The following is a 26,117-nucleotide window of genomic DNA, read 5'->3' as shown; positions in this document are numbered from 1 at the left end:
CGAGGCATGAACGACTACGAATCGGACGAACTGCTCGATCAGTACCTGGCCTTCCACTATGGTGATACGTATTTCGGCGTCGGCAACTATCCGGCTCGCTGTGCCGCCCTGTGCCGCGAGCTGATGGGGCAGCGCCCGAAACGGACAGCGCTGGACCTGGGTTGTGCCGTGGGGCGCAGCACCTTCGAACTGGCGAAGGACTTCGATCATGTCACCGGCGTGGATCTCTCCCGGCGATTCATCGAGAGCGCCAGGCTGATGCGGCAAAGGGGCGAGGTGAGCTACTTTCTCAGGGACCAGGGAGAGCTCGGTTCATCGGTGCTGGCCTCGCTTCGCGATATCGGCCTGGTTGATGTCGTCGACAGGGTGACGTTCACCCTCGGCGATGCCTGCCGTCTGGGGCCAGAACATCGCGGGTACGACCTGATCTTCGCCGGTAACCTGATCGACAGGCTGGAAGATCCCCGTGCCTTTCTGGCCTCCCTCCACCGTTACCTTGACGACGAGGGCGTGCTGGTGATCAGCTCGCCCTATACCCTCATGGAGGCCTTCACGCCGCGAGAGAACTGGATCGGTGGCTATCGGCGCAACGGGGAGCCGGTGACCGTGCTCGACGGGATGCGCGAGATCCTCGCTCCTCACTTCGCCCTGATCCAGGAGCCGGTCGACATGCCCTTCGTGATCCGCGAGACGCGACGCAAGTTCCAGCACACGGTGGCCGAGGCGACGGCCTGGCAGCGCATCGTGTAGCCATGCCTGTCGGCGGGAAGCAACTGGACTTCCTTGCCACGGCTGTTGTGCCGAAGGTAGCGATGACCACATAAGGAGATGGCGCGGCATGCATGGCAGTACGCTGGTGTTCATGGTGCTCGGGTTGACGCTGGTAGCGTTCGCCTGGGGGCGTTTTCGCTACGACCTGGTGGCCTTGGCGGCCCTGCTCGCTTCCGTGCTGCTGGATCTGGTACCGGCCGAGGAGGCCTTTCTCGGCTTCGGCCACCCGGCGGTGATCACCGTCGCCGCGGTACTGGTGCTGAGCAAGGGGTTCGAGCGTTCGGGGCTGGTCGACCTAATCGCCGAGCAGGCCCTCAGGGTCGGCGATCGACTGATCCTGCAGATGCTGGTGCTCACCGGGACGGTGCTGATCCTCTCCGGGGTGATGAACAACGTCGGGGCCCTGGCCTTGATGCTGCCGGTGGCCATCCGCATGGCCCGGGAGCACGATAGCCCGCCATCGCTGCTGCTCATGCCCCTGGCCTTCGGCTCGCTGCTCGGCGGCCTGACGACCCTGATCGGTACTCCGCCCAACATCATCATCTCCAGCTACCGCGGCTCGGTGACCGGCGAGAGCTTCGGCATGTTCTCGTTCTTCCCGGTCGGCGCCTCCGTGGCGGTGGCCGGCCTGGTGTTCATCATCCTGCTGGGGCGGCATCTCGTGCCCCAGCGCGTGGGCAATGCCTCCACCGAGGAGATGTTCGACACCGCCCACTACCTGGTGGAGCTGCGCGTCCCCGAGGATGGCAAGGCGACGGGCTGGTCGCTGCGCGATCTGCACAAGGCCGTCGAGGAGACCATTCCGGTGCTGGCCGTGATCCGCGGCGAGACGCGCCATGCCGGTCACGCCTTCCATGGCACCCTGCAGGAGGATGACGTCCTCATGGTGGAAGCCGGTCCCGAGGAGATGAAGCTGCTCGAGGACAAGGCCGGGCTGGTGGTGGGCCCCGAACCACCGCCTGAGGAGGACCTCGAGGGCGACGAGTCGGCCGAGGCACCGGGCGTCGACGATGAGCAGAGCAGGGACAAGGGCAAGGGCAAGGACAAGAGTAAGCGTCCCTCGGTGGACACCGAAGGCCTCCATCTGGTGGAGGCGGTGGTGCGCAACGATTCCATGATGATCAACCGCACCGTGACCCAATTGCGCCTGCACAACCAGTTCGGTCTGCACCTGGTGGCGGTAGCCCGGGACGGGGGACGCCTTAACCAGCGGCTACGCGACATCCGCTTTCGCGCCGGCGACATCTTGCTGCTTCAGGGCGGTGAGGGGGAAATCGGCGATAGCCTGACCACCTTGGGTTGCCTGCCGCTGGCCAGCCGCAACCTGACCCTGGGCCAACCGAGGCGGATGCTGCTCTCCGTGGCGATCTTCGCCGTGGCGATCCTGGCCATGGTCATGGACCTGGCCTCCGCGGCGGTGGCCCTCAGCAGTGCAGCCTTGGTCTCGCTGCTGGTCGGGGTGTTGCCGCTACGAGAGGCCTACCAGGCGATCGATGGACCGGTGATCGTGCTGCTCGGGGCGATGATCCCGGTGGGTGAGGCCCTGGAAACCAGCGGCGGGGCAGGGGTGATTGCGGAGGGGCTGCTGACGCTGGGCCACGCCTGGCCGGTGGTGATTACCCTGGTGGGGTTGTTCTTGATCTGTCTGCTGCTCTCCAATGTGGTCAACAATGCCGCGGCGGCGCTGCTGATGGCGCCCATCGCGGCGAGTCTCGCCGAGGGCTTCGACGCCTCGCTCGACCCCTTCCTGATGGTGGTGGCGATCAGCGCCTCCAGTGCCTTTCTCACGCCCATCGGCCACCAGTCCAATACCCTGGTGATGGGGCCCGGTGGCTATCGCTTCGCCGACTACTGGAGGCTCGGGCTGCCGCTCTCGCTGGTGGTGATGGTGGTGGCGATTCCCATGGTGCTGCTGGTGTGGCCGTTGTAGCTGCCACGGCGTGGCACGCCGCAGCGCCCCGGCCAAGCCGGGGCGCTGGCGTGGGTGACACCGGTCAGGCCGGATGGTGGCGCAGCACCTTGCTCTTGTCGGGCACGAAGGCGTCGTAGGCGAAGTCGTCGACGCTCAGCATGTCGAGCACCTCGGCCTCCCGTTCACGCATGAAGGTGGCATCGTCTTCCGAGAGGATGCCGGCCTTGCGCGCGGCCTCTATTCGCTGCTCGGGATGCAGTGCCTCGGCGGGCAACTCGCCCTTGGCATGCGCCTTGTCGATGGTGCGATAGAGCGCCTCGGCGCGTTCCTGGGTGGTCAGCAGGGCCTCATAGCGGGCCAGCGGGTTGTCCTGGGGACCATCGTCGGTGGTCCAGATGTTGGCCATGAGCTTGCGACGCAGCGGGGTCTGCCGGGACACGGCCTGGGCGATCTCGCGGGTCAGGTCGTCGTGGGGACGTTTCCAGCGCCGGCCGGCGGGCATCACGATCCCCCGCAGCAGCCGTCCCAGGCGACGCTGCGGCAGGTTGTCGAACAGCTCGTCGAAGGCCTGCTCGGCGCGACCCAGCAGCAGGCGGCAGGCATAGTGAAGCAGGGGCGCCTCGCCCTCGACCTTGTCGCCCTCATGCCAGCTCTTGAGCACCATGCTGACCAGGTAGAGGTTGGCGAGGACGTCACCCAGGCGCGCCGAGAGCATCTCGCGCTGCTTGAGCCGCGAGCCGAGGCTCGCCATGGCGGCATCGGTGGCGAGGCCGAACCCGGCGGACAGCCGGGCCACCTCGCGGGCGTAGGGGGTCGCGACCTCGTCGAAGGGCACATCGGGTCGGCCGAGGCCGAGTCCCTGGGTCAGTGCCCGGGTGGCATTGCCCAGCACCAGGGCGACATGGTGGAAGACGGAGGCGTCGAAGGCCTCGAGATCATCGGCCTCCTTGGCGGCCAGCTCCTCGAGCACATAGGGGTGGCAGCGGATCGCCCCCTGCCCGAAGATCATCAGGTTGCGGGTCATGATGTTGGCGCCCTCGACGGTAATGGCCACCGGGTTGGCGCTGTAGGCGATGCCGAGGTAGTTGCGCGGTCCGAGGGTCACCGCCTTGCCGCCATGGATGTCCATGGCGTCGGCCAGTACCCACCGCTGGAACTCGGTGAGCTGGCTCTTGAGGATCGCCGAGGGGATCGCCGGCTTCTCGCCATGGTCGATGGTGTTGGCGGTCTGGTAGACCGCGGCCTGGGCGATGTAGGTCAGGGCCGTCATGCGGGCCAGGGGTTCCTGGATGCCCTCCATCTCGGCCACCGGCACGTTGAACTGTCGGCGGATCCGGGCGAAGCCGCCGCTCCAGCCCAGGGCGTAGGCGGCGGTACCGGCGGCGCCGGAGGGCAGGGTGACGCAGCGGCCCACCGATAGGCACTCCACCAGCATCCGCCAGCCCTGACCGATCATCTCCTCGCCGCCGATGATGGTGGACAGCGGCACGAAGACGTCCTTGCCCCGGATCGGGCCGTTGAGGAAGGGACTGCCGATGGGGTGATGGCGGCGGCCGAGCTCCATGCCTTCGGTATCGCGGGGAAGCAGCGCCAGGGTGATGCCGCGGTCGGCCTCGTCGCCGAGCAGGTGGTCCGGGTCGAACAGGCGGAAGGCCAGACCGACGACGGTGGCGATGGGGGCCAGGGTGATCCAGCGCTTCTCGAAATTGAGCGTAAGCCCCAGGACCTCCTCGCCATCGATCACTCGCTTGCACACCACGCCGGTGTCGGGCAGGGCCGTGGCGTCGGACCCCGCCCGGGGACCGGTGAGACCGAAGCAGGGGATCTCGCGACCATCGGCCAGGCGCGGCAGGTAGTGCTCCTGCTGGGCCTGGGTGCCGTACTTGAGCAGCAGTTCGCCGGGTCCCAGCGAGTTGGGCACGCCCACGGTGACCATCAGCATCTCGTTGATGGAGAGTTTCTGCAGTACCCGCGACTGGGCCTTGGCCGAAAACCCCAGGCCGCCGTATTCCCGGGGGATAATCATGCCGAAGAAGCGCTCGTGCTTGAGGTAGTCCCAGAGCTCTTGGGGCAGGTCGGCCCGTTCCCGGGCGATGTCCCAGGTGTTGCACATGCCGGCGGCCACACGGCACTGGTGGTCGAGAAAGGCCCGCTCCTGCTCGCTCAGGCCCTCGTCGCGAAAGGCCAGCAGGCGTTGCCAGTCGGGGCGACCGCTGAAGAGTTCGCCTTCCCAGGCCACGCTGCCGGCCTCCAGCGCGGTACGCTCGGTGGCCGAGACCTTGGGGGCAACGCGCTTGAAGCGTTGGAAAAGGCGTGGACTCAGCCAGCGGCGCCGCAGGACGGGTAGGCCACAGGCGGCGATGGCCGCGGCGGCGATCAGCAGCAGTGTGCCGATGATTGCCGCGCCGGCGACCAGACCGACGAGGCCGAGCCCCGCGGTCACGGCCAGCGCGGGCCGGGCACCTGCCTCCCGACGCATCACGATGAGCAGCCCGGCCACGGCCAGCACGAAGAGGATCAGGGTCAGCATGGGGTCGTCCCTCGGAGGATGGTGGCAGCATTCGAACAGTTGTTTTAATGCCTGCAGGCTAGTCCATTTCTCGCCGATCGGCCATATCCGGGAGGGCCCGATGCACAACGCCCCGCCCTGGTTGCCCAGGACGGGGGACTGCGGTCAAGTGGTGATACAACTCAGGCGGCGGGACGTCGCGGTATCTGGCGCGCTGGGGCGTCGCCGGCCACGTAGTAGGGGGCGTCGCTTCTCGGCAGGGGCTCGCGGCCGCGGATCTTGTCGGCGATCTTTTCCGCTAACATGATCGTCGGGGCGTTGAGATTGCCGGTGGGGATCACCGGGAACAGCGAGGCATCGACCACCCTCAGGCCCTCCAGGCCATGCGCCTGGCCGGCACCGTCGACCACGGCATCCTCGCCCTCGCCCATGCGGCAGCTGCCGCAGGGATGATAGGCGGTCTCGGCATGTTCGCGGACGAAGGCGTCCAGTTGCTCATCGCTCTGCACATCCGCTCCCGGCGAGATCTCCCGGCCGCGATAGGCATCGAAGGCCGGCTGATTGATGATCTCCCGGGTCAGGCGGATGGCGTCGCGAAACTCCTGCCAGTCCTTGTCGGTGGACATGTAATTGAACAGGATCGAGGGCGCGGCCTCGGGATCCCGGGACGTCAGGCGCACCCGGCCGCGGCTCTCGGAGCGCATGGAGCCGACATGGGCCTGGAAGCCGTGGGCTTGCACCGCGCTCTTGCCGTTGTAGCTGATGGCGATGGGCAAAAAATGGTACTGGAGATTGGGCCATTCTTCCTCGTCGCGAGAGCGGATGAAGCCCGCCGCCTCGAACTGGTTGCTGGCCCCCACGCCGGTGCCGAGGAAGAGCCACTCGGCGCCGATCTTCGGCTGGTTGTACCATTTCAGCGCCGGATAGAGCGATATCGGCTGGGTGCATTCGTACTGGATGTACATCTCCAGGTGATCCTGGAGGTGGGCGCCGACGTTCTCGTTGACCTGCACCGGGGTGATGCCCAGTTCCTCGAGCACGTCCTTCGGGCCCACGCCGGAGCGTTGCAGGATCTGCGGCGAGGCGATGGCGCCGGCACACAGCAGCACCTCGCGGCGGGCGTGGACCTGCCGGGGCTGGCCGCGACGCGCATAGCGCACGCCGGTAGCCCGCTTGCCTGCGAAGGTGATGACATCGGTCGTCGCCCGGGTCTCGATGGTCAGGTTCGATCGCCCCTTGGCCTGGTCCAGGTAGCCCCGCGCCGTGGAGGCACGCCGCCCGTTCGGGGTGACGAAGCGGTCCATGGGGCCGAAGCCTTCCTGCTGGTAGCCATTGACGTCCTCGGTAGCCGGATAGCCGGCCTGCTGTCCCGCCTCGATAAAGGCGTGATAAAGAGGATTGTTCCCCTCTTTCGGCGTGGTCACGCTAACCGGCCCATCGCCGCCGTGATAGGCGTCGGGGCCGATATCACGGGTCTCGGCCTTCTTGAAGTAGGGCAGGCAGTCGGCGTAGGTCCAGTCCTCGAGACCGGCTCGCTTGGCCCAGCCGTCGTAGTCGAGGGCATTGCCGCGGATGTAACACATGCCGTTGATCAGCGAGGAGCCGCCCAAGCCCTTACCGCGGCCGCACTCCATGCGCCGGTTGTTCATGTGCGGCTCGGGATCGGTCTCGAAGGCCCAGTTGTAGCGCTTGCCCTGCAGCGGATAGGCCAGGGCGGCGGGCATCTGGGTGCGAAAGTCGAAGCGGTGGTCCGGACCGCCGGCCTCGAGCAGCAGCACGCTGACGTCCGGGTCCTCGGTGAGGCGAGTGGCCAGGACATTGCCGGCCGACCCCGCGCCGATGATGACGTAATCGAATTCACGGATCTGGGACATGGGATCTCCTTAAAACACCGACTCGAAGGGGCCCATCTCGACCTGCACCGACTTGGTCTGGGTGTAGTGGGCCAGGGTCTCGAGGCCGTTCTCGCGGCCCACCCCGGACTGCTTGTACCCGCCCACCGGCATCTCGGCGGGGGACTCGCCCCAGGTGTTGACCCAGCAGATGCCGGCTTCCAAACGCTGGATGACCCGGTGGGCGCGGTTGAGCCCCTCGGTGAAGACGCCGGCGGCGAGGCCGTAGACGGTGTCGTTGGCGCGGCGGATCACCTCCTCCTCGTCGTCGAAGGCCAGTATCGCCATCACCGGGCCGAAGATCTCCTCGCGCACGATGCGCATCGAATCAACGCAGTCGGTGAATACCGTGGGGGCAGCCCAGGCGCCGCGGGCCCAGTCAATCCCTGAATCGTCGTCCTGATCCCAGGCCTCGCCGCCGGCCAGCACCCGTGCGCCTTCCTGCTTGCCGATGGCGATGTAGGACAGCACCTTCTCCTGGTGCTCGAAGCTGACCAGCGGACCGAAGTTGACCGCCGGGTCCAGCGGGTCGCCGGCCTTGATGCGGGCCACGCGCTCGGCGATCTTGCCCTCGAAGGCGTCCTTGATCGCGCGAGCCACGAACACCCGGGTGCCGTTGGTGCAGATCTGGCCGCTGGAGTAGAAGTTGGCCATCATGGCGGCGTCGGCGGCACGGTCCAGGTCGGCGTCGTCGAAGACGATCAGCGGCGACTTGCCGCCGAGCTCCATGGTCACGTCCTTGAGGGTGGAGGCCGCAGCGGCCGACATCACTTTCTTGCCGGTGCCCACCTCGCCGGTGAAGGACACCTTGTCGATGCCTTCGTGGCCGGTGAGCATCTGGCCGACCCGGCCGTCGCCGTGGACCACATTGAAGACGCCGTCGGGCAGGCCGGCCTCGGTAAAGATCTCGGCCAGTGCCATGACGGTCAGCGGGGTGACCTCGCTGGGCTTGAAGACCACGGCATTGCCGGCGGCCAGCGCCGGGGCCGACTTCCAGCAGGCGATCTGGATCGGATAGTTCCAGGCGCCAATGGCACCGATCACGCCCAGGGGCTCGCGTCGGGTGTAGACGAAGGAGGACTCGCGCAGCGGGATCTGGCTGCCCTCGAGGGCCGCGGTCAGGCCGGCATAGTACTCGAGCACGTCGGCGCCGGTGACGATGTCCACCGCGGCGGTCTCGCTGATCGGCTTGCCGGTGTTGCGGCTCTCCAGCTCGGCCAGCGCGTCGTTACGTTCCCTCAGCAGCGCCACGGCGCGCTGCAGGATGCGCCCGCGCTCCATGCCGGACAGGGCGGCCCAGACCTGCTGGCCACGGCGGGCGGCGTCGACGGCGGCGTCCACGTCGGCCTCGCTGGCCTGCGGGACCTCGGCCAGGGCGCTGCCATCAAAGGGGTTCACGACCGCGAAGGTCTCCCCGGAGGTGGCATCCACCCGGCGGCCGTCGATGTAGAGGGTTTCGGTGTCGTGGTGGGTCATGGGACCTCCCGTCAGGACTCGGTGGAAAGGGAGCGAGGCGTCGCCGGTGTCGTGGCCACCCCATGGGCGTGAAGCAGCTGGTCGAGATAGTCCCGGGCCAGGCGCCGGGCACGGTCACTATCCAGCCCCTCGGGGGTCAGGGCACCACGCAGCCACAGGCCGTCGATCATCGCGGCTAGCGCCCCAGCGGCATCACGGGCCTGCTCCTTGGGCAGCAGCCGGCGCAGCTGGTGGCAGAGGTTGGCGTAGAGGCGGCGATCGTTGACCTGCTGCAAGCGCGCCAGCTCGGGTTTGTGCATGCTGCTGGCCCAGAAGGCCAGCCAGGTCTTGGCCACCGGGCCGGTGACCTGGGAACGGTCGAAGTTGCCGTCGATGATCGCCGCCAGATGCGCCTCGGGAGACGTCGTCGCCAGGGCCCGGCGGCGGGCGGTGACGGCCTCGCCGAGATCGCTGAGGATCTGGCGCATCGTCGCCTCCAGCAGGCCATCCTTGCCGCCGAAGTAATGGCTGATGATGCCGGCGGAGACGCCGGCATGCCGGGCGATGCGCATCACCGTGGCATCGGCCAGGCCGACCTCGTCGATGGCCGCCATGGTGGCCTGGATCAGCTGCTGGCGACGGATGGGTTCCATTCCGACCTTGGGCACCTTGCGACCTCCTCTCCCGGGAAAGCTGTCTTGCCACCATGCCACTACGGCATGTGGCCATAGGGACAGCTTGCCATTTTTAAATTGAACGTTCAATTAATAAAGTGATTTCAGGGGGGACCGACCCTGCCAGGGGAAGGAGGCCACCCGGATCGAGGCCTGAGAGGAGGGAGGATCGGGCTTGCCATGTGGTGGGCTCGCGTGCATAATTCACGACCGTCGAATCGCCTCGTGGAGGAACGATTCGTGGAATGGCTACGTAGCTCAGTTGGTTAGAGCACATCACTCATAATGATGGGGTCCCCTGTTCGAGTCAGGGCGTAGCCACCAGGACAGCCCGAGACGCCCGCCCGACCCTCTGGTCGCGCGGGCGTCTTGCGTTGGGGGCTGCGTCTGCCACGCCTGCCGGGCCTTGACGTTTACAAGCCGATGCGTATACTACGCCCCGTGCTCGAGGCCATTCCCCGATAGCTCAGTTGGTAGAGCAAATGACTGTTAATCATTGGGTCGCAGGTTCGAGTCCTGCTCGGGGAGCCAGCCTCCTCCCGGAGCAACGAGCACGGCAGTAATCGCAAAGGTCATTCCCCGATAGCTCAGTTGGTAGAGCAAATGACTGTTAATCATTGGGTCGCAGGTTCGAGTCCTGCTCGGGGAGCCACCTTTCCTTCCTAGTCCGCAAGGGCCAGCATGTCATTCCCCGATAGCTCAGTCGGTAGAGCAAGTGACTGTTAATCACTGGGTCGCAGGTTCGAGTCCTGCTCGGGGAGCCAGATGCCAATGCTCTTGCCTATCGTGATTTCCCTTCCCCCTTTTTTCGTCGTCATTCTGATTGTGGCTGTTGTCGCGGTTCGCTTTCCTGCTTATTGCGTGACCGAGTGAGGCAGTTTGCCGGTTGGCCTGTCCATCCCTGCCGCCAGGGCAGGGCGGGTATCGCCTGGTCGAGCGGTGTAATGAAAAAGGCCGGGCTGCTTCACGCGCCCGGCCCATGATGACCGTCATCCCCGCCGGGGGTCACATGTGCTCGGCGAGGTGCCAGTTTCCCTTCATGCCGGCGTAATCGAGCAGGATCTGGGCCGCCTCCCGCACCTGGGCGCGGTCGATGGGCTCGGCCTTGTCGTCATCGCCAGGGAGTGCCTCCTCGTCTCGGGCGTCGATCCACTCGTCCAGCGGTGCCATTCCCAGCGCCCGGCGACGCTCGTTCTCCAGCGCCAGCTGCTCGGCCTCGCGGGCTTCCGCCTCGCGCTGGCGCTGTTCCCGGTTGAGGCTGACGCTGGTGTGTTGCTCGCGCAGGCGGCTGGCCAGTTCCGCCTGGCGCTCCAGGTAGTGGAAGTTGGGCTGTTCGTCGGCTCGCTCGCGATGGCGGTCGCGCAGGGGGGCCAGGAAGGCGTCGGGCTGGCCATAGGTCCGGTACTGCACCTCGCGAACCGTATCCCAGGGCAAGGCGTTATCGAGGCTGCTCTCGCCGATCACTTCGGGATCAACCAGGCTCGGGAAGGCGATATCGGGCTGTACGCCGCGGTGCTGGGTGCTTTCCCCGGAGATGCGATAGAACTTGGCGCGGGTCAGCTTGATCTGGCCGTGGCTCAGCTCGTTGAGGGTCTGCACCGTGCCCTTGCCGAAGGTATCGGTGCCCACCACCAGGCCGCGACCATAGTCCTGAATGGCGCCGGCGAAGATCTCCGAGGCGGAGGCCGAGAGGCGGTTGACCAGTACGGTCAGCGGGCCATCATAGAGGGTGCCGCTTTCGGTGTCGCCATACAGGCTGATACGCCCGCGGGCGTCGCGAACCTGCACCGTGGGGCCGCGATCGATGAACAGGCCGATCAGGGAATTGGCCTCCTGCAGCGCGCCCCCGCCGTTGTTGCGCAGGTCCAGCACGATGCCCTCGATGCCCTCGGCCTTGAGGCGCTCGATCTCCTTGGCCACGTCGCGGGTGCTGCTGCGGTAGTCCTCCTCGCCGGCCTGCCAGGCGTCGAAGTCCACATAGAAGGTCGGGACCTTGATCACGCCGACCCGGTGGACGCCGTCCTCTCGCTCGAGCTCGATCACCTCGCCCCGGGCGGCCTGGTCCTCCAGCTTGACGGTATCGCGGGTGATCTCGATGACCTTGGAGCGGGTCATGTCCACGGCCTGGGCGGGCACGATGTCGAGACGGACCACGGTGCCCTTGGGGCCGCGGATCATGTCCACCACGTCGTCCAGGCGCATCCCCACCACATTGACCATCTCTTCGCCTTCCTGGCCGACCCCGATGATGCGATCGGCCGGTTCGAGCACACCGGCGCGTTCGGCCGGTCCGCCCGGCACCAGGCTCGCCACCTTCACATACTCGCCGTCGGCCTGCAGCAGGGCACCGATGCCCTCGAGCGACAGGCGCATCTGGATGTCGAAGGACTCGCCTTGACGTGGCGAGAGGTACTCGCTGTGCGGGTCGATGGTGCCGGTCACCGCGGCCATCAGCAGGCCGAAGACGTCCTCGGCATTGGTTTGCTGGAGGCGGTTGAGCTGGCCTTCATAGCGCTGGCGAAGGGTCTCTATCACCTGATCATCGTCCTGGCCGCTGATCGACAGGGTCAGGGCCGCATTCTCCAGGCGCTTGGACCATAGCCTGTCCAGGGCGGCCTCGCTGTCGACCCAGGGCACGTCCTCGCGCTCCAGAGCCAGGCGCTGCTCGCCGTCGAAGCTGAAGTCCAGGCCCTCGTCGAGCCTGGCCAACAGCCATTCGAGGCGGGCTTCCGTGCGGGTCTGGTAGCGTTCGAAGAGCGCATAGGGCCGGGACAGCTCGCCGTCGAGGATGGCGTCGTCCAGGGTCGTCTCGAGATCCCGGAAGGCCTCCACATCACGGTCCAGCAGGTAGGCACGCTGGCCGTCGAGGATATCCAGGTAGCGCGCGAAGGCCCGCCGCGACCAGGCGTCGTCGAGGCTCACCTCCGCATAGTGGCCGTAGCGCAGGGACTCGGCCACTTCCACGGCCGCCTGACGCTGGGCATCGCTCGGCGCGGGTTGTGCCAGGGCCGTCGAGCCGGCCAGCAGCAGGAACAGGGCCGACGCACGCCCCAGGGTGACAAACAGGCTCATCGATGAAGCACTCCAGGATTCATGTACACTCTTCCCTCCAGACCTCGGCTCGGCTGGCAAGTTGCATGGACGAAAAGAGCCATTATAGCAGCTTGCCCGAGTTCCCAAGACCCCCAACCGCTTTGCGATAGAGGAAGCCCATGTCCCAGGATGCCCGGCTCGAGCGCCTGCTCGATTTCCTGCGTCGATCCCCCACCCCCTGGCACGCCACGGCCAACATGGCCGAGCGCCTGGAGGCCGCCGGCTACCGGTGCCTCGAGGAGACCCAGGCCTGGCGGCTATCGCCCGGTGAGAAGGTCTATGTGTGCCGCAACGACTCCTCGCTGATCGCCCTGCAGCTGCCCGCGCAGCCCCTGGAGGCCCTGCGCCTGATCGGTGCCCACACCGACAGCCCTGGCCTGCGGCTCAAGCCACAAGCCGCCCAGACTGCCGCCGGGTGGCTGCAGCTCGGCGTGGAGGTCTATGGTGGGGCGCTGCTGGCGCCCTGGTTCGACCGCGACCTGGGGCTGGCCGGGCGGGTGCATGTGCGCCATCCCGATGGTCGCCTGGAAGGCGTGCTGCTGGATGTCGACCGGCCGGTGGCGATCATCCCGAGCCTCGCCATCCACCTGGACCGGGAGGCCAACAATGGCCGGGCCATGAATGCCCAGACCGAGATGGCGCCGGTCTTGCTGCAGGGCGGGAAAGCGGCGGACCTGGAGCGTCTGCTGCGCGACTGGCTGGCCGCCGAGCATGGCCTCGAGGAGGTCGAGGTGCTCGACTTCGAACTGGCCCTCTACGACGTGCAGCCGCCGGCCCGGGTCGGCGTCGAAGGCGAGCTGATTAGCGGTGCACGCCTCGACAACCTGCTGTCCTGCTTCATGGGGCTGGAAGCACTGCTGGAGAGTGACGGCCGCCAGGGGGCCGTGCTGGTGGCCAACGACCACGAGGAGGTGGGCAGCGCCAGCGCCTGCGGCGCCCAAGGCCCTTTCCTCGGCGATGTGCTGCGCCGGGTCAACGCCCAGTTGGGCGAGGCAGGGGAGGAGGGGGTCATCCGCCTGATCCAGGCCTCGCGGCTGATCTCCTGCGACAATGCCCATGCCCTGCACCCCAACTTCCCGGACAGGCACGACGCCGCCCATGGGCCGGCGCTCAATGGCGGGCCGGTGATCAAGGTCAACGCCAACCAGCGCTACGCCACCAACAGCGCCACCGCGGCGCTGTTCCGGGATCTGTGCCGCGAGGTGGAGGTGCCGGTGCAGACCTTCGTCACCCGGGCCGACATGGGCTGCGGCAGCACCATCGGGCCGATCACCGCCACCGAGCTCGGCGTGCCGACCCTGGATGTGGGCGTACCCCAGTGGGCCATGCACTCCATCCGCGAGACCGCCGGTGCCCATGACGTCGAGCATCTGACGCGGGTGCTGACGGCCTTCTTCAACCGCGCCGAGTTGCCCTGAGGCTGGGCTATGAGCTACGGGCGGCGAGCTGGAAGGCGGCAAGATAAGCTGGCCGCCCGAAGCCCGAAGCCCGAAGCCCGAAGCCCGAAGCCCGAAGCCCGAAGCCCGAAGCCCGAAGCCCGAAGCCCGAAGCCCGAAGCCCGAAGCCCGAAGCCAAAAAGCCCGAAGCCCGAAGCCAAAAAGCCCGCCTGGTTCGCCAGACGGGCTTTTTCGGTATCTGGTGGCTACGCCCTGACTCGAACAGGGGACCCCATCATTATGAGTGATGTGCTCTAACCAACTGAGCTACGTAGCCTTTCGACGGGGGCGGATATTACCGGAGACGCCCCCGGCCGTCAAGTGGCGTAGACCCGGCCGACAGCGTCTCCGTCACGTCGGATGCGCCTTCGGCTTATCCGACCTACAGGCCTGTCGACGGAACAGCCCCGATCGACGACCCAGGGTGATGGTCTTCGATATTAGACATTGAAGCGAAAGTGGATCACATCCCCATCCTGGACGATGTAGTCCTTGCCTTCCAGGCGCCACTTGCCGGCATCCTTGGCGCCCTGCTCGCCGCCCAGGGTCACGAAGTCGTCATAGGCGATGACCTCGGCGCGGATGAAGCCCTTCTGGAAGTCGGTGTGGATCACGCCGGCGGCCTCGGGGGCGGTGGCGCCCACCCTGACGGTCCAGGCGCGCACCTCCTTTACCCCTGCGGTGAAGTAGGTCTGCAGCCCGAGCAGGGCATAACCGGCGCGGATCACCCGGTCGAGCCCGGGTTCTTCCATGCCCATCTCGTCGAGGAACATGGCGCGCTCCTCCTCGTCGAGCTCGGCGATCTCGGCCTCGATCTGGTTGCATACCGGTACTACCACGGCCCCTTCCTCGGCGGCGATCTCGTTGACCACGTCCAGGTAGGGATTGGCCTCGAAGCCATCCTCGTTGACGTTGGCGATGTACATGGTGGGCTTGAGGGTCAGGAAGCCGAAGCTCTTGAGCTGACGCTTCTCGTCGTCGTCGAGGCCTGCGCTTCTCAGCGGCAGGCCTTCCGCCAGGTGGGGCTGAATGCGGTCGAGGATCGCCTTGGTGGCGATGGCGTCCTTGTCACCGCTCTTGACCACGCGGGTCAGGCGCTGGATGGCCCGGTCGACGGTGTCGAGGTCGGCGAGCGCCAGCTCCAGGTTGATGGTCTCGATGTCGGTACGGGGGTCGATCTGGTTGGCCACGTGGATGACGTTGTCGTTGTCGAAGCAGCGCACCACATGGGCGATGGCCTGGGTCTCGCGAATATTGGCCAAAAACTGGTTGCCCAGCCCCTCCCCCTTGGAGGCCCCCGCCACCAAGCCGGCGATGTCGACGAACTCCATGGTGGTGGGCAGCACCTTCTGCGGCCTTACGATCTCGGCAAGCCGGTCGAGGCGCGGGTCGGGCATGGGCACGATGCCGACGTTGGGCTCGATGGTGCAGAAGGGGAAGTTCTCGGCGTCGATGCCGGACTTGGTCAGGGCATTGAAGAGGGTGGACTTGCCGACGTTGGGCAGGCCCACGATACCGCAGTTGAAACCCATGGGATCTTCCTGGAAAGCGAATTCATGAATGGCGATGGGCGGGTATTCTATCGTTGCTACGAGCTACGAGCTACGAGCTACGAGCTACGAGCTACGAGCTCGCGGCTCGATGCCCGGAGCTCGCTGCGCCCGTTAGGGCTTGAAGCTGTGCAACTGGCTCATGGCCTTCGCCCAGTCGCCGGCGACGGCCAGTGGCAGGGTGGCCAGGCTCTCGTCGATGGCGGCCTCGATGGCGGCGCGCTCGGCCTTGCCGGGGCGTCCCAGCACGTAGTTCGTCACCTGGCGCGCCTCGCCCGGGTGGCCGATGCCGATGCGTAGGCGATGGAACGACTTGTCGTTGCCCAGCGCCCGGATGATGTCGCGCAGGCCGTTGTGACCGCCATGGCCGCCGCCCTGCTTGTAGCGCGCCGTGCCGGCGGGCAGGTCGAGCTCGTCGTGAACCACCAGCAGTTCGTCGGGCGCGATCTTGAAGAACTGGGTCAGGGCCGCCACGGCGCCACCGCTGCGGTTCATGAAGGTACCCGGCTCGAGCAGGTGGACCTCGTGGCCGTCGAGGTGCACCCGGGCATGCTGGCCCAGGAACTTCTTGTCCGGGCGCAGCTCGCTGCCGGCGGCCCGTGCCACGGCATGAACCAGCCAGGCGCCGGCATTGTGACGGGTCGCTTCATAGTCCTTGCCGGGGTTGCCCAGCCCGATGATCGCTTTGACCTGGCGCATCTTCGCTGCCTCCAAAAAAAAATCAAGCGCCGTAGCGCTTGATCGTGACGATGGCGGGCCGCGTCGGTCGACGCGGCCCCGGCAAGGCCGATTACTCGGCGCTGCCTTCCTCGCCCTCGGCGGTTTCACCGCCCTGGGCTTCCTCGCCTTCCTCCGCACGAACCTTCGGCTTGGTGATGCTCAGCACGGCGTTGTCATGGTCCTCGCCGTGGGTGAGTTCGACCAGCGTCACGCCGGCCGGCAGGCTCAGGTCGGAGAGGTGCAGGGTCGTGCCCAACTCGACCTCGGTGATGTCGACCTCGAGGTAGTCGGGCAGGTCCTTCGGCAGGCAGCTGATCTCGACCTCGTTGGAGAGGGTGTGCAACTCGCCGCCCTCGTCCTTGATACCCTTGCACTTGTCCTCGCCCACCACGTGCAACGGCACACGCAGGGTGATCTCGTGGGTGGCGTCGATGCGCAGGAAGTCGGCGTGGGTGACCAGCGGCTTGAAGGGGTGACGCTGGAGGTCGCGCACCACGACCTGCTGGGCCTTGCCATCCACCTGCAGGGTGATCACGGAGGAGAAGAAGGCTTCTTCCTCCAGTGCCTTGTAGAAGCTGGTCTTGTCGACGGCGATGGGCTGCGGCGCCTGCTCACCACCATAGATGATGGCCGGTACCTGCTCGTTCGCACGACGCAGGCGGCGGCTCGCACCTTTCCCCAGGTCGTGGCGAACGCTGGCGTTGAGGGTGTAATCGGACATGGAATTGCCTCTTGCTTGAAGTAAGGAGAACGCCGGGGTCCGCGACCAGACCACGACGCCTCCGGACGCCCCGAAGGGCACGTGTCCGGCACCGCGTTCCCGATGAGAATCTCAGTGGAAAAAGTCTCAGTGGAACATGGCGCTGACGGATTCCTCGTTGCTGACCCGGCGGATCGCCTCGGCGATCAGCCCGGCCACGCTGAGCTGACGGATCTGGCCGCTGCGTCGCGCGGCATCCGACAGCGGGATGGTATCGGTGACGACCACTTCGTCGAGCACGGAGCCGCAGATATTGTCCACGGCGGGGCCCGAGAGGATGGGGTGGGTGGCATAGGCCACCACGCGTCGAGCGCCGTGCTCCTTGAGGGCCTCGCCGGCCTTGCACAGGGTACCGGCGGTATCGATCATGTCGTCGACCACCACGCAGGTACGGTGGTCGATCTCGCCGATGATATGCATCACCTGCGCTTGGTTGGCCGACGGACGGCGCTTGTCGATGATGGCCAGGTCGGCGTTGAGCTGCTTGGCAATGGCGCGGGCCCGGACCACGCCGCCCACGTCGGGCGAGACTACCACCAGGTCGTCGTAGTTCTGACGCTCGATGTCGTCGAGCAGGATCGGCGAGCCGTAGACGTTATCCACCGGGACGTCGAAGAACCCCTGGATCTGGTCGGCGTGCAGGTCCATGGTCATGACCCGGTCGACCCCGGCCTTGACCATCATATCGGCGACGATCTTGGCGGAGATCGGTACTCGGGCGGAGCGTACGCGGCGGTCCTGGCGGGCATAGCCGAAGTAGGGCACCACGGCGGTGATCCGAGTGGCGGAAGCGCGGCGCAGGGCATCCACCATCAGGATCAGCTCCATCAGGTTGTCGTTGGTCGGTGCACAGGTGGACTGCAGAAGAAAGACATCCTTGCCGCGCACATTCTCGTTGATCTCGACCGCGACCTCTCCGTCGCTGAACTGGCCAACCGTAGCGTTGCCCAGACGGTTGTCCAGACTCTCGGCAACCTTCTGGGCGAGTTCGGGATTGGCGTTCCCGGCGAAAACCATCAATTTTGACACGCGCAGCCACCTTTGCAGTGTAGGGTCTTCAGGGTAGGGATCGACGAACGCTCCGGACGGACATGGCTGGGGCAGGAGGATTCGAACCTCCGCATGGCGATACCAAAAACCGCTGCCTTACCGCTTGGCTATGCCCCAGCAACCTTGCCGTGCCGGATCGAACGAGGGCGCCTCCACCGGTCAGGCGGATGGCCATCGACCCAAGGCATCATGAAGGGGAGAGCGATCCAGGCCGCGTGCCTTGAAGGCCGACCAGCCTTCGGGCATCTCGGCGAGAAGATTGTCGGCCTCGCGTTCGGATGCGAGCCGTGCGAAGACGCAGGCGCCGGTGCCCGTCAGCATGGACGGTGCGCGCGCGTTCAGCCAGTCGAGAGTGGACGCCACCTCGGGATAGAGCTCCCGGACCGTGGCCTCGCAGTCGTTTCGCCAGCTCGCCGCTCCCCCCTGCAGTGCGCGCGCCATGGTAATCGGGGGGGTGTCGCGTGTCAATTGTGGTGCCTTGAACACCGCCGGCGTGGAAACGCCGATGCCGGGGTGGACGACCACGAACCAGGGGGTATCCAGCGTGACCGGCGTCAGGCGCTCGCCGATTCCTTCCGCCCAGGCGGCGTGACCGTGCAGGAAGACCGGCACATCGGCCCCCAGGGCCAGGCCCAGGTCGGCCAGGGTCGCGAGGGGCAGGCCGAGCCCCCACAGATGATCGAGCCCGAGCAGGGTGGTGGCGGCATCCGAGCTGCCGCCTCCCAGGCCGCCCCCCATGGGCAGGCGCTTCTCCAGGTGCAGGTCGGCGCCGAGCCGGCAGCCGCTTGCCTCCTTCAGCAGGCGAGCGGCACGCAGGATCAGGTTCGCCTCATCGGGCACGCCGGGCAGGGCCGGGGTGAGGTGCAGCTTACCGTCGCCGCGACCGCGCAGGGTCAGGGTATCGCCAATATCCAGGAACTGGAACAGGGTCTGCAGCGTATGGTAGCCATCCGAACGTTGGCCGACGATGCGCAGCAGTCGGTTGAGCTTGGCCGGCGCCGGCAGCACCAGCGGGGGGACGTCAGACATCCGTGGACTCCGGGCGCCATTCGGTGGCCACCAGGGTCACCCGCAGGTCGCCGTAGGTCATCACTAGGCGCCTGGGCAGCCAGAGGCTCTCGGCCCGGGTCCAGTCACGGTACTCGATCTGCCAGCCATCCTGCTCCAGGCGGTGGGGGAAGCCCAGCGCGTCCCGCGCCAGCCGATGCGGGCGGTTGGCGGCGGGTAGGCCGATCATCCAGTCGTCGAGGGCGGCGACCGGCAGCGACCAGCCCAGCTGCTGGCGCATCAGCGCCTCGGCACTTTCGGCCTCGAAGCGTCCCTCGCCGGTGGTCAGCGACACACGACCCTCGCGACCCTCCAGCACGCTGCGGCCGCTGCCGAAGGGGCCGCTGATGAGCAGGCGAAAATGGTAGGGGGTCCGGCGCCAGTCGAGGGTGGCGCTGGTGGACTCCTCGGGGGTGCGCAGCCCCACCTTCCCGGAGAGCTCCCAGTGATCGAGCCGTGACAGGCGCTCGCGCTGGGCCTCCCACTGACCGGCGGCACGGTCGCCGACGGGAGCAGGCGCGCGGCCGGCGCAGCCGGCCAGCAGGAACAGGGTCAGCAGAAGCAGCAGCAGGCGCAACGGCAGCGTAATGGTCATGGGCGGGTTCCGTTCAGGCGGTCGGTATCAGTCGGCGATCTCGGGGTGGCGCTTCAGCAACTCGTCGAGGCGCGGGTGCTCTTCGAAGCGCTGTCGGGCCTCCTCCAGCAGGGCATGGGCGCGCGTCTTCTGGTCCAGCGCCCAGAGGACCTCGATCAGGTGAGCGGCTACCTCCTGGTCGGGCATGGCGGCCCAGGCGCGCTCCAGCCAAGGCAGGGCCGCTTGAGGGTCGCCCAGGCGATAGTGGACCCACCCCAGGCTATCGAGGATGGCCGGGTTATCGGGCTCCAGCGCGTGGGCGCGCTCGATCAGCGACCTGGCTTCCGCGAGGCGGCCCTCCAGGTTCTCATCGGCCAGGGTGTAGCCCAGGGCGTTCAAGGCATTGGCGTTGTCCGGATCGCGCTCGATGATGGCGCGTAGGTCGGCCTCCATGGCCGCCAGATCGCCGTCCTGGTAGGCCCGCATGGCCCGCTGGTAGCGCAGCCGGGTGTCGCCGGGAGAGCGGGCCAAGGCGGCATCGAGCAGGGCGTTCGCCTCCTTGCGCCGGCCGGCCTGGTCGAGCAGTTCCACCTCGATCGAGACCAGCTCGGAAGCGTAGGCCGGGTGGCGCTGGCGTTCGGTGCGCAGGAAGGTGCGAGCATCGGGTAGCCGGTCGGCGGCGATCAGCATGCGGGCGGCGCTGAGTCGGGCGGGCAGGAACTGCTCGCCCTCGGGGACCTGGCGGTAATAGAGAAGAGCGTTGTCCACCTCGCCTTCCGCTTCGGCGATGGCCCCGAGCAGGAAGTAGACCAGTGGCGGGGGGGTGTCCTCGCCTGCCATCGGCAGCAGCAGGCGTCGGGCCGGTGCCGGGTAGCCCTCCTCCAGGTACAGCCGTGTCAGGGCCAGGCGCAGCTCGGGGGTATCGCCATGTGCCTCGAGCAGGGCATCGGTGGTGGCCTCGGCGGCCGGGATGCGGCCCAGGCGAATCTCGGCCTGGGCCGTGAGCAGCAAGAAGCGGGGATCGTCCGGCGCGACCTCCAGCCCTTGGCGGGCAGCACGCAGCGCCTGGCGCGGCGCGTCGGCCTCCAGTGCCAGCTGGGCGCGGATCCGCCACAGGGCCGGCAGCTCGGGGGCCTGACGGGCCAAGCGATCCAGGCGTGCCCTGGCTGCCGCAGGCTGACCATCGGCCACTTCCAGCAGCGCGGTAGCCAGCTCGGCATCGTGACGCTGAGCGGGCGTGTCGCCATTGTCCTGCAGGTAGTCACGCATCAGCCGCAGCAGGGGAGCAGGGGCCGTGCCCGCGTCGAGGGCCATCTCCACGAAGTCGGTCAGCTCGCTCTCACCGCCCCGTCGCAGGGCAGCAAGGCGCTGTGACAGGGCCTCGGTCCAATCGCCGCGCTGCACGGCCAGGCTGGCCAGCAGGCGGGCCGGCGAGGCATCCCGGGGGGCCAGGGCCTGCCAGCGCCGCGCCGTCTCCTCGAGCAGGGCCGGATCGTCGCTGAAGCGGGCGGCGAGGGCGGCCCGCTCGATCAGCTCGGTCGTCGCATAGCGCTCGGCCGCCTCGAGGTAGCCGAGTGCGGCGCGGCGATAGTCGCCACGCTGGCCGGCCAGCTCGGCCACCAGCAGCGAAGTGAGCCCCTCGGCATCCAGCCCCTGAGCCACCGGTGGGGCGTCGGCCATGGGGTCGTGCGGCACGGCAGGGGAGACGCCGGTAGGCAGGCCCTGGCAACCGACGAGCAAGGTCGCCAGGGCCAGGGGGGGCAGGAGGCGTCGTCGACGGGGCAGGATGAAAGGTCCGAGGCGCATGCAAGTCTCGAGCTGGTGGCCGAGGCGCCAGCATAACGGCTCGCCGGCGCCCGGCAAAGGTCGGCGCGTCGGCATGGCGCCGTCGGCCGTCCGCGTATGATAGAATCCTGCGCCTTGACACCGGGTGCCGAGCGCGAACGCCTGCCCCGGCCATCACATCACCCGAAGACGCCGAACGCATGACGCTGCTTGCCCTGGGAATCAATCATCGGACCGCCACCGTCGAGGTACGCGAGCAGGTTGCCTTCACCCCGGCCCAGCTGGAGTCGGCCCTGACCGAGCTGCGCGGCTTGCCCGAGGTGCGCGAGGCGGCGCTGCTCTCCACGTGTAACCGTACCGAGCTCTACTGCGTCACCGACACCGCCGGCGAGCGGGAGATCCTCGACTGGCTGGGACGTTTCCACGGCCTAGCGATCGAAGACCTGACCCGCTGTGCCTACCATTACCTGGAGAACGACGCGGCCCGTCACCTCATGCGGGTGGCCGTGGGGCTGGACTCCATGGTGCTGGGCGAACCGCAGATCCTGGGCCAGCTCAAGGAGGCCTACCAGTCCGCCCGTCGCGCCCATGGCCTCGGCGGGGAACTGGAGTGCCTGTTCCAGCACACCTTCGCCGTGGCCAAGCAGGTACGGACCCGCACCGGCATCGGTCGTAATCCCGTCTCGGTGGCCTATGCCGCGGTGAGCCTGGCCAGTCGCATCTTCGACGACTTCTCGCGCTCCCGGGCCCTGCTGATCGGTGCCGGGGAGACCATCGAGCTGGTGGCCCGTCACCTGCACGAGGCGGGGGTACGTCAGCTGACCGTGGCCAACCGTACCCGGGAACGGGCCGAGCAGCTAGCCGGTACCCTGGGGGGAGCGGCGATCACCCTCGACGAGATCCCCGAGGCGCTGGTCAGGGCCGACATCGTCATTTCCTCCACCGCCGCCCCCCTGCCCCTGCTCGGCAAGGGCATGGTCGAGCGGGCCCTCAGGCAGCGCCGCCACCGCCCGGTGTTCATGGTCGACATCGCCGTGCCCCGCGACATCGAGCCCGAGGTGGGCGAACTCGGTGATGTCTTCCTTTATACGGTCGATGACCTCGAGGCGGTCATCGAGGAGAATCGCCGTCACCGCCAGGTAGCCGCCGACCAGGCCGAGTCATTGATCGAGCATGGCGTGGGTGGCTGGCAGCACGAACGTCGCCTGCGCAGCGGCGGGGCGCTGATCCGCGAGGTGCGGGCCCGTGGCGAGGCCCTGCGTGACCTGTCCCGGGACCAGGCCCTGGCGCGACTGGCCCGTGGCGAGGATCCCGAGGAGGTGGTCCGCCGCCTGGCCCACCAGCTGACCAACCGCCTGCTGCATCGCCCCACGGTGGCGCTGCGCGATGCCGCGTCCGATGAGCAGCATGAACTGCTGGACGCCGCCGCCGCGCTGCTGCTGGATGAACCCTCCGATCCATCCCCATAGGACTCGCCGATGAAAGCCACTCTCCGTCAGCGTCTCGACGACTTCGCCGAGCGCTTCGAGGAGCTCGCCGCCCTGCTGGCGGACCCCGAGGTGATCGCCGACCAGGCGCGCTTCCGTGACTACTCCCGCGAGTATGCCGAGCTCGATCCCCTGGTGCAGGCCTGGGAGGACTACCGGCGCGTGGAGAGCGACATCGAGGCAGCCACGACCCTCACCCGCGATGCCGACGCCGAGATGCGCGAGCTGGCCGAGATGGAGCTGGCCGAGGGACGCGAGCGCCTCGAGGCCCTGGAGGGGCGGCTCAAGCAGCTGCTGATCCCTCGCGACCCGGATGATGCCGGCAACGTCTTCCTGGAGGTTCGCGCCGGCACCGGTGGCGACGAGGCCGCACTGTTCGCCGGTGATCTGTTCCGCATGTATGCCCGTTATGCCGAGCAGCACGGCTGGAAGGTCGAGGTGGTCAGCGCCAGCCACGGCGACCAGGGGGGCTACAAGGAGATCATCTCGCGGATCAAGGGCGAAGGCGTTTATGCCCGGCTCAAGTTCGAGTCCGGCGCCCACCGGGTGCAGCGCGTGCCGGCCACCGAGTCCCAGGGACGCATCCACACCTCGGCCTGCACCGTGGCGGTAATGCCCGAGGCCGCCGAGGTAGGGGATGTCGACATCAACCCCAATGAGCTGCGCGTCGACACCTTCCGTTCCAGCGGGGCGGGCGGACAGCACGTCAATACCACCGACTCCGCCATCCGCATCACCCATCTGCCCAGCGGCATGGTGGTGGAGTGCCAGGAGGAGCGCAGCCAGCACAAGAACCGCGCCAAGGCGATGTCACTGCTGGCCGCGCGCCTCAAGCAGGCCGCCCAGGCCAGCCAGCGCCAGCAGCAGGCCGACGAGCGCCGCTCCCTGGTGGGGTCCGGGGATCGCAGCGAGCGTATCCGCACCTACAACTTTCCCCAGGGGCGGGTGACCGACCACCGCATCAACCTGACCCTCTACAAGCTCTCCGAGGTCATCGCCGGCGAGGGACTCGACGACGTGATCGAGCCGCTGATTCATGAGTACCAGGCCGAGCAGCTGGCGGCCCTGCAGCAGGCCGGATGATGCGCCTGGACGAACTCCTGGTCCGGGCGGCACGACGCCTGGCGGCGGGCTCGCCGACCCCCCGCCTGGATGCCGAGGTACTGCTCTGCCATGCGTTGGGCGTCGATCGGACCTGGCTCTATACCTGGGGCGACCGCGAGGCCGAGCCCGAGGCCGAGGCGCGCTTTGAGGCCCTGGTGGCGGCCCGGGCCGAGGGACGCCCGGTGGCCCACCTCACCGGTGAGCGCGAGTTCTGGGGGCTCTCGCTTGCCACCCACCCCAGCACCCTGATCCCCCGCCCGGATACCGAGACCCTGGTCGAGGCGGCACTCGCCCGGGCTCAGGCCCCCGAGGGGCGCCTGCTGGATCTGGGCACCGGGACCGGTGCCATCGCCCTGGCCTTCGCCAGCGAGCGACCGGGCTGGACGGCGCTCGGGGTCGACATCCGTTCCGAGGCGGTGGCTCTGGCCAGGGAGAATGCGGCGAGGCTGGGCATTGCCAATGTCGCGTTTCGCCACAGCGACTGGTTCGCCGCCCTTCCCGGCGAGCGTTTCGCGCTGATCGTGGCCAATCCGCCCTATCTCGCCGCGGATGATCCTCACTTGGAACGCGGTGACGTGCGTTTCGAGCCTCGCAGAGCGCTGGTGGCGGCCGATGACGGCCTGGCCGACCTGCGCCATCTCGTCCAGGCAGCCCGCCACCATCTCGCGCGGGGCGGCTGGCTGCTCCTCGAGCATGGCGCCGAGCAGGGGGCGATGGTGGGCGAGGCGCTGGCGCAGGCGGGCTTTACGGAGGTGTCCTGCCATCGCGACCTGGCCGGCCATCCACGGGTCAGCCTGGGGCGTCAGGCCGACGAATCGCGTTAAGACGTGTCGACTGGAGCCCGACGGGTCGGCTGTGGTACATCTGACGTCAGCAAGAAACACCAATAGCCGTCTTTCAGGCATGCGCGATTGCCGCGAAACCCCGGGATTGGGGAGGATTTCAGGCAAATGCACGGCCATGACGGCGTGAACCGCCGAAACGCCGACCGGCGTGCCAGGACCCCATGAAAACCAAGACCCGCTCGCTCGACCGTATCGACCTCAAGATCCTGCGTTGCCTGCAGGAGAACGCCCGCATCTCCTACGTGGATCTCGCCTCCCAGGTGGGACTCTCCACCACGCCCTGCCTGGAGCGTGTCAAACGTCTAGAGCGCGCCGGCGTGATCCGCGGCTACAAGGCCGTGCTCGACCCTCGGGCGCTGAAGGCCAACCTGCTGGTGTTCGTCGAGATTAGCCTGGAAACCCAGTCACCGTCGGTGTTCGACGAGTTCCGCCGGGCGGTGGCCCGGCTGCCGCAGATCCAGGAGTGCCACCTGGTCTCGGGGCAGTTCGACTATATCCTCAAGTGCCGCATTCCCGAGATGTCGGCCTATCGTCAACTGCTCGGCGACGTGGTGCTGACCCTTCCAGGGGTCAAGGAGTCGAAGAGCTACGTGGTCATGGAGGAGGTCAAGGAAGACTTCTCGCTGCACGTGCCCGACATCGAGGAGTTCGAGGACAAGTGAGTGTCACCATGAACGACGAGGAACTGCTGCGCTACAGCCGCCAGATCATGCTCGAGCAGGTCGACATCGCGGGCCAACAGCGCCTACTGGACGGCCATGCCCTGGTGGTCGGGGCCGGCGGACTGGGGTCGCCGGTGGCGCTCTACCTGGCCGCCGCCGGGTTCGGGCGGCTGACCATTGCCGACGCCGACGTGGTCGAGCTCTCCAACCTGCAACGCCAGATCGCCCATGGCACCGACGACCTGGGACGTCTTAAGGCCGAGTCGGCCCGGCAGGCGGCGCTGGGCTTGAACCCAGGCTGTCGCATCGAGACGGTCACCGCCCACCTTGAGGGCGAGGCCCTGGCGACCGCGGTGGCCACGGCCGATGTGGTGCTCGACTGCACCGATCGGTTCTCCAGCCGCTACGCCGTCAATGCCGCCTGCCGCGAGGCCGGTGTGCCCCTGGTCTCGGGGGCGGCGATCCGCTTCTCCGGCCAGCTGGCGGTGTTCGAGCCACGGGATGCCGAAAGCCCCTGCTACGCCTGCCTGTACCCCCCCGATGGGGCGGGCGACGAGGTGCTCTCCTGCGCCGAGAGCGGGGTGGTGGCGCCCCTGGTGGGGCTGATCGGCAGCTTCCAGGCGCTGGAGGCGATCAAGCTGGTCAGCGGTGCCGGCCGAGTGCACCAGGGCCTTTCCACCTTCGATGGACTGACCGGTCGGTGGCGTCACTTCCGGGTCCCGCGGGACCCGGGCTGCCCGGTCTGCGCACGGGACGAAACGGCGTAAGGGATTGAAGGCTTGACACCCGTC

At 67.5% G+C, this 26,117-nt stretch carries 20 protein-coding genes and 6 tRNA genes; 12 read left to right on the top strand and 14 right to left on the bottom strand.

The window, feature by feature from the left end:
• Positions 1-6 precede the first annotated feature (6 nt).
• Both FHR94_RS04965 and FHR94_RS04960 read left to right on the top strand, forming a co-directional pair.
• Positions 7-750: a putative 4-mercaptohistidine N1-methyltransferase gene (locus FHR94_RS04965; protein ID WP_183324524.1), complete on the top strand. Its 744-nt coding sequence runs from the start codon at positions 7-9 to the stop codon at positions 748-750.
• A gap of 88 nt (positions 751-838) precedes the next feature.
• A complete protein-coding gene (locus FHR94_RS04960; protein ID WP_183324523.1) occupies positions 839-2,701 on the top strand; it encodes an SLC13 family permease in 1,863 nt (620 codons plus the stop codon).
• 64 nt (positions 2,702-2,765) lie between these two features.
• Here the strand turns inward: FHR94_RS04960 and FHR94_RS04955 are convergent, their stop codons facing one another.
• The 4 genes from FHR94_RS04955 to betI form a co-directional block, all read right to left on the bottom strand.
• The gene (locus FHR94_RS04955; protein ID WP_183324522.1) at positions 2,766-5,213 is read right to left on the bottom strand and encodes an acyl-CoA dehydrogenase; all 2,448 of its coding nucleotides are present in this window, start codon (positions 5,211-5,213) and stop codon (positions 2,766-2,768) included.
• A 161-nt stretch (positions 5,214-5,374) separates the two neighbouring features.
• A complete protein-coding gene (gene betA, locus FHR94_RS04950) occupies positions 5,375-7,066 on the bottom strand; it encodes a choline dehydrogenase (protein ID WP_183324521.1) in 1,692 nt (563 codons plus the stop codon).
• Positions 7,067-7,075: 9 nt separating this feature from the next.
• Positions 7,076-8,560: a betaine-aldehyde dehydrogenase gene (betB, locus tag FHR94_RS04945; protein ID WP_183324520.1), complete on the bottom strand. Its 1,485-nt coding sequence runs from the start codon at positions 8,558-8,560 to the stop codon at positions 7,076-7,078.
• Between the two features lie 11 nt (positions 8,561-8,571).
• Positions 8,572-9,207, bottom strand: a complete 636-nt coding sequence (gene betI, locus FHR94_RS04940) for a transcriptional regulator BetI (RefSeq protein ID WP_183324519.1) — start codon at positions 9,205-9,207, stop codon at positions 8,572-8,574.
• Positions 9,208-9,460: 253 nt separating this feature from the next.
• Between betI and FHR94_RS04935 the strand changes: the two genes are divergently transcribed.
• From FHR94_RS04935 to FHR94_RS04920, 4 genes are all read left to right on the top strand, one after another.
• A tRNA-Met gene (locus FHR94_RS04935) sits at positions 9,461-9,537 on the top strand.
• Positions 9,538-9,668: 131 nt separating this feature from the next.
• Positions 9,669-9,744 (top strand) — tRNA-Asn (locus tag FHR94_RS04930).
• 45 nt (positions 9,745-9,789) lie between these two features.
• Positions 9,790-9,865, top strand: a tRNA-Asn gene (locus FHR94_RS04925).
• 36 nt (positions 9,866-9,901) lie between these two features.
• Positions 9,902-9,977, top strand: a tRNA-Asn gene (locus tag FHR94_RS04920).
• A 241-nt stretch (positions 9,978-10,218) separates the two neighbouring features.
• Here FHR94_RS04920 and FHR94_RS04915 read toward each other — a convergent pair.
• Positions 10,219-12,285 carry a carboxy terminal-processing peptidase gene (locus tag FHR94_RS04915; protein ID WP_183324518.1) on the bottom strand — a complete coding sequence of 689 codons (2,067 nt, stop codon included), beginning with the start codon at positions 12,283-12,285 and terminating at the stop codon, positions 10,219-10,221.
• 140 nt (positions 12,286-12,425) lie between these two features.
• Here FHR94_RS04915 and FHR94_RS04910 point away from each other — a divergent pair, with 140 nt between their 5' ends.
• Positions 12,426-13,724: a M18 family aminopeptidase gene (locus FHR94_RS04910; RefSeq protein ID WP_183324517.1), complete on the top strand. Its 1,299-nt coding sequence runs from the start codon at positions 12,426-12,428 to the stop codon at positions 13,722-13,724.
• 218 nt (positions 13,725-13,942) lie between these two features.
• On the opposite strand, the gene FHR94_RS04905 is transcribed toward FHR94_RS04910, so the two are convergent.
• The 9 genes from FHR94_RS04905 to FHR94_RS04865 form a co-directional block, all read right to left on the bottom strand.
• Positions 13,943-14,019: transfer RNA gene (locus FHR94_RS04905), tRNA-Met, on the bottom strand.
• Between the two features lie 163 nt (positions 14,020-14,182).
• The gene (ychF, locus tag FHR94_RS04900) at positions 14,183-15,274 is read right to left on the bottom strand and encodes a redox-regulated ATPase YchF (RefSeq protein ID WP_183324516.1); all 1,092 of its coding nucleotides are present in this window, start codon (positions 15,272-15,274) and stop codon (positions 14,183-14,185) included.
• A gap of 132 nt (positions 15,275-15,406) precedes the next feature.
• The gene (pth, locus tag FHR94_RS04895) at positions 15,407-15,991 is read right to left on the bottom strand and encodes an aminoacyl-tRNA hydrolase (protein ID WP_183324515.1); all 585 of its coding nucleotides are present in this window, start codon (positions 15,989-15,991) and stop codon (positions 15,407-15,409) included.
• Positions 15,992-16,082: 91 nt separating this feature from the next.
• Positions 16,083-16,733 carry a 50S ribosomal protein L25/general stress protein Ctc gene (locus tag FHR94_RS04890; protein ID WP_183324514.1) on the bottom strand — a complete coding sequence of 217 codons (651 nt, stop codon included), beginning with the start codon at positions 16,731-16,733 and terminating at the stop codon, positions 16,083-16,085.
• A gap of 126 nt (positions 16,734-16,859) precedes the next feature.
• Positions 16,860-17,801 carry a ribose-phosphate diphosphokinase gene (locus FHR94_RS04885; protein ID WP_183324513.1) on the bottom strand — a complete coding sequence of 314 codons (942 nt, stop codon included), beginning with the start codon at positions 17,799-17,801 and terminating at the stop codon, positions 16,860-16,862.
• A gap of 63 nt (positions 17,802-17,864) precedes the next feature.
• A tRNA-Gln gene (locus FHR94_RS04880) sits at positions 17,865-17,939 on the bottom strand.
• 42 nt (positions 17,940-17,981) lie between these two features.
• Positions 17,982-18,851, bottom strand: a complete 870-nt coding sequence (gene ispE, locus FHR94_RS04875; protein WP_183324512.1) for a 4-(cytidine 5'-diphospho)-2-C-methyl-D-erythritol kinase — start codon at positions 18,849-18,851, stop codon at positions 17,982-17,984.
• The gene (gene lolB, locus FHR94_RS04870; RefSeq protein WP_183324511.1) at positions 18,844-19,464 is read right to left on the bottom strand and encodes a lipoprotein insertase outer membrane protein LolB; all 621 of its coding nucleotides are present in this window, start codon (positions 19,462-19,464) and stop codon (positions 18,844-18,846) included. Before lolB ends, ispE begins: the two co-directional genes overlap by 8 nt.
• Before the next feature lie 27 nt (positions 19,465-19,491).
• A complete protein-coding gene (locus FHR94_RS04865) occupies positions 19,492-21,249 on the bottom strand; it encodes a tetratricopeptide repeat protein (protein ID WP_183324510.1) in 1,758 nt (585 codons plus the stop codon).
• Between the two features lie 179 nt (positions 21,250-21,428).
• Here FHR94_RS04865 and hemA point away from each other — a divergent pair, with 179 nt between their 5' ends.
• From hemA to FHR94_RS04840, 5 genes are all read left to right on the top strand, one after another.
• Positions 21,429-22,697, top strand: a complete 1,269-nt coding sequence (hemA, locus tag FHR94_RS04860) for a glutamyl-tRNA reductase (protein WP_183324509.1) — start codon at positions 21,429-21,431, stop codon at positions 22,695-22,697.
• Between the two features lie 9 nt (positions 22,698-22,706).
• Positions 22,707-23,798: a peptide chain release factor 1 gene (prfA, locus tag FHR94_RS04855; RefSeq protein ID WP_183324508.1), complete on the top strand. Its 1,092-nt coding sequence runs from the start codon at positions 22,707-22,709 to the stop codon at positions 23,796-23,798.
• Complete coding sequence (gene prmC, locus FHR94_RS04850) at positions 23,798-24,643, top strand: peptide chain release factor N(5)-glutamine methyltransferase (protein WP_183324745.1); 846 nt, start codon at positions 23,798-23,800, stop codon at positions 24,641-24,643. Before prfA ends, prmC begins: the two co-directional genes overlap by 1 nt.
• 182 nt (positions 24,644-24,825) lie before the next feature.
• Entirely contained in the window at positions 24,826-25,326 is a 501-nt protein-coding gene (locus tag FHR94_RS04845) for an Lrp/AsnC ligand binding domain-containing protein (protein WP_183324507.1), read from the top strand.
• An 8-nt stretch (positions 25,327-25,334) separates the two neighbouring features.
• Positions 25,335-26,093: a HesA/MoeB/ThiF family protein gene (locus FHR94_RS04840; protein ID WP_183324744.1), complete on the top strand. Its 759-nt coding sequence runs from the start codon at positions 25,335-25,337 to the stop codon at positions 26,091-26,093.
• Positions 26,094-26,117: the final 24 nt, after the last annotated feature.

The organism is Halomonas cerina, assembly GCF_014192215.1.
Classification (GTDB): domain Bacteria; phylum Pseudomonadota; class Gammaproteobacteria; order Pseudomonadales; family Halomonadaceae; genus Halomonas; species Halomonas cerina.
This window is presented reverse-complemented; position numbering and strand designations above follow the sequence as displayed.

Coding starts and splice junctions, on each gene's coding strand:
- prmC (WP_183324745.1), top strand. CDS start 23,798: ATGCGCCTGGACGAACTCCTGGTCCGGGCGGCACGACGCCTGGCGGCG.
- ychF (WP_183324516.1), bottom strand. CDS start 15,274: ATGGGTTTCAACTGCGGTATCGTGGGCCTGCCCAACGTCGGCAAGTCC.
- FHR94_RS04840 (WP_183324744.1), top strand. CDS start 25,335: ATGAACGACGAGGAACTGCTGCGCTACAGCCGCCAGATCATGCTCGAG.
- hemA (WP_183324509.1), top strand. CDS start 21,429: ATGACGCTGCTTGCCCTGGGAATCAATCATCGGACCGCCACCGTCGAG.
- FHR94_RS04865 (WP_183324510.1), bottom strand. CDS start 21,249: ATGCGCCTCGGACCTTTCATCCTGCCCCGTCGACGACGCCTCCTGCCC.
- pth (WP_183324515.1), bottom strand. CDS start 15,991: ATGCGCCAGGTCAAAGCGATCATCGGGCTGGGCAACCCCGGCAAGGAC.
- FHR94_RS04845 (WP_183324507.1), top strand. CDS start 24,826: ATGAAAACCAAGACCCGCTCGCTCGACCGTATCGACCTCAAGATCCTG.
- betB (WP_183324520.1), bottom strand. CDS start 8,560: ATGACCCACCACGACACCGAAACCCTCTACATCGACGGCCGCCGGGTG.
- FHR94_RS04960 (WP_183324523.1), top strand. CDS start 839: ATGCATGGCAGTACGCTGGTGTTCATGGTGCTCGGGTTGACGCTGGTA.
- prfA (WP_183324508.1), top strand. CDS start 22,707: ATGAAAGCCACTCTCCGTCAGCGTCTCGACGACTTCGCCGAGCGCTTC.
- ispE (WP_183324512.1), bottom strand. CDS start 18,851: ATGTCTGACGTCCCCCCGCTGGTGCTGCCGGCGCCGGCCAAGCTCAAC.
- lolB (WP_183324511.1), bottom strand. CDS start 19,464: ATGACCATTACGCTGCCGTTGCGCCTGCTGCTGCTTCTGCTGACCCTG.
- FHR94_RS04955 (WP_183324522.1), bottom strand. CDS start 5,213: ATGCTGACCCTGATCCTCTTCGTGCTGGCCGTGGCCGGGCTGCTCATC.
- FHR94_RS04965 (WP_183324524.1), top strand. CDS start 7: ATGAACGACTACGAATCGGACGAACTGCTCGATCAGTACCTGGCCTTC.
- FHR94_RS04915 (WP_183324518.1), bottom strand. CDS start 12,285: ATGAGCCTGTTTGTCACCCTGGGGCGTGCGTCGGCCCTGTTCCTGCTG.
- FHR94_RS04910 (WP_183324517.1), top strand. CDS start 12,426: ATGTCCCAGGATGCCCGGCTCGAGCGCCTGCTCGATTTCCTGCGTCGA.
- betA (WP_183324521.1), bottom strand. CDS start 7,066: ATGTCCCAGATCCGTGAATTCGATTACGTCATCATCGGCGCGGGGTCG.
- FHR94_RS04890 (WP_183324514.1), bottom strand. CDS start 16,733: ATGTCCGATTACACCCTCAACGCCAGCGTTCGCCACGACCTGGGGAAA.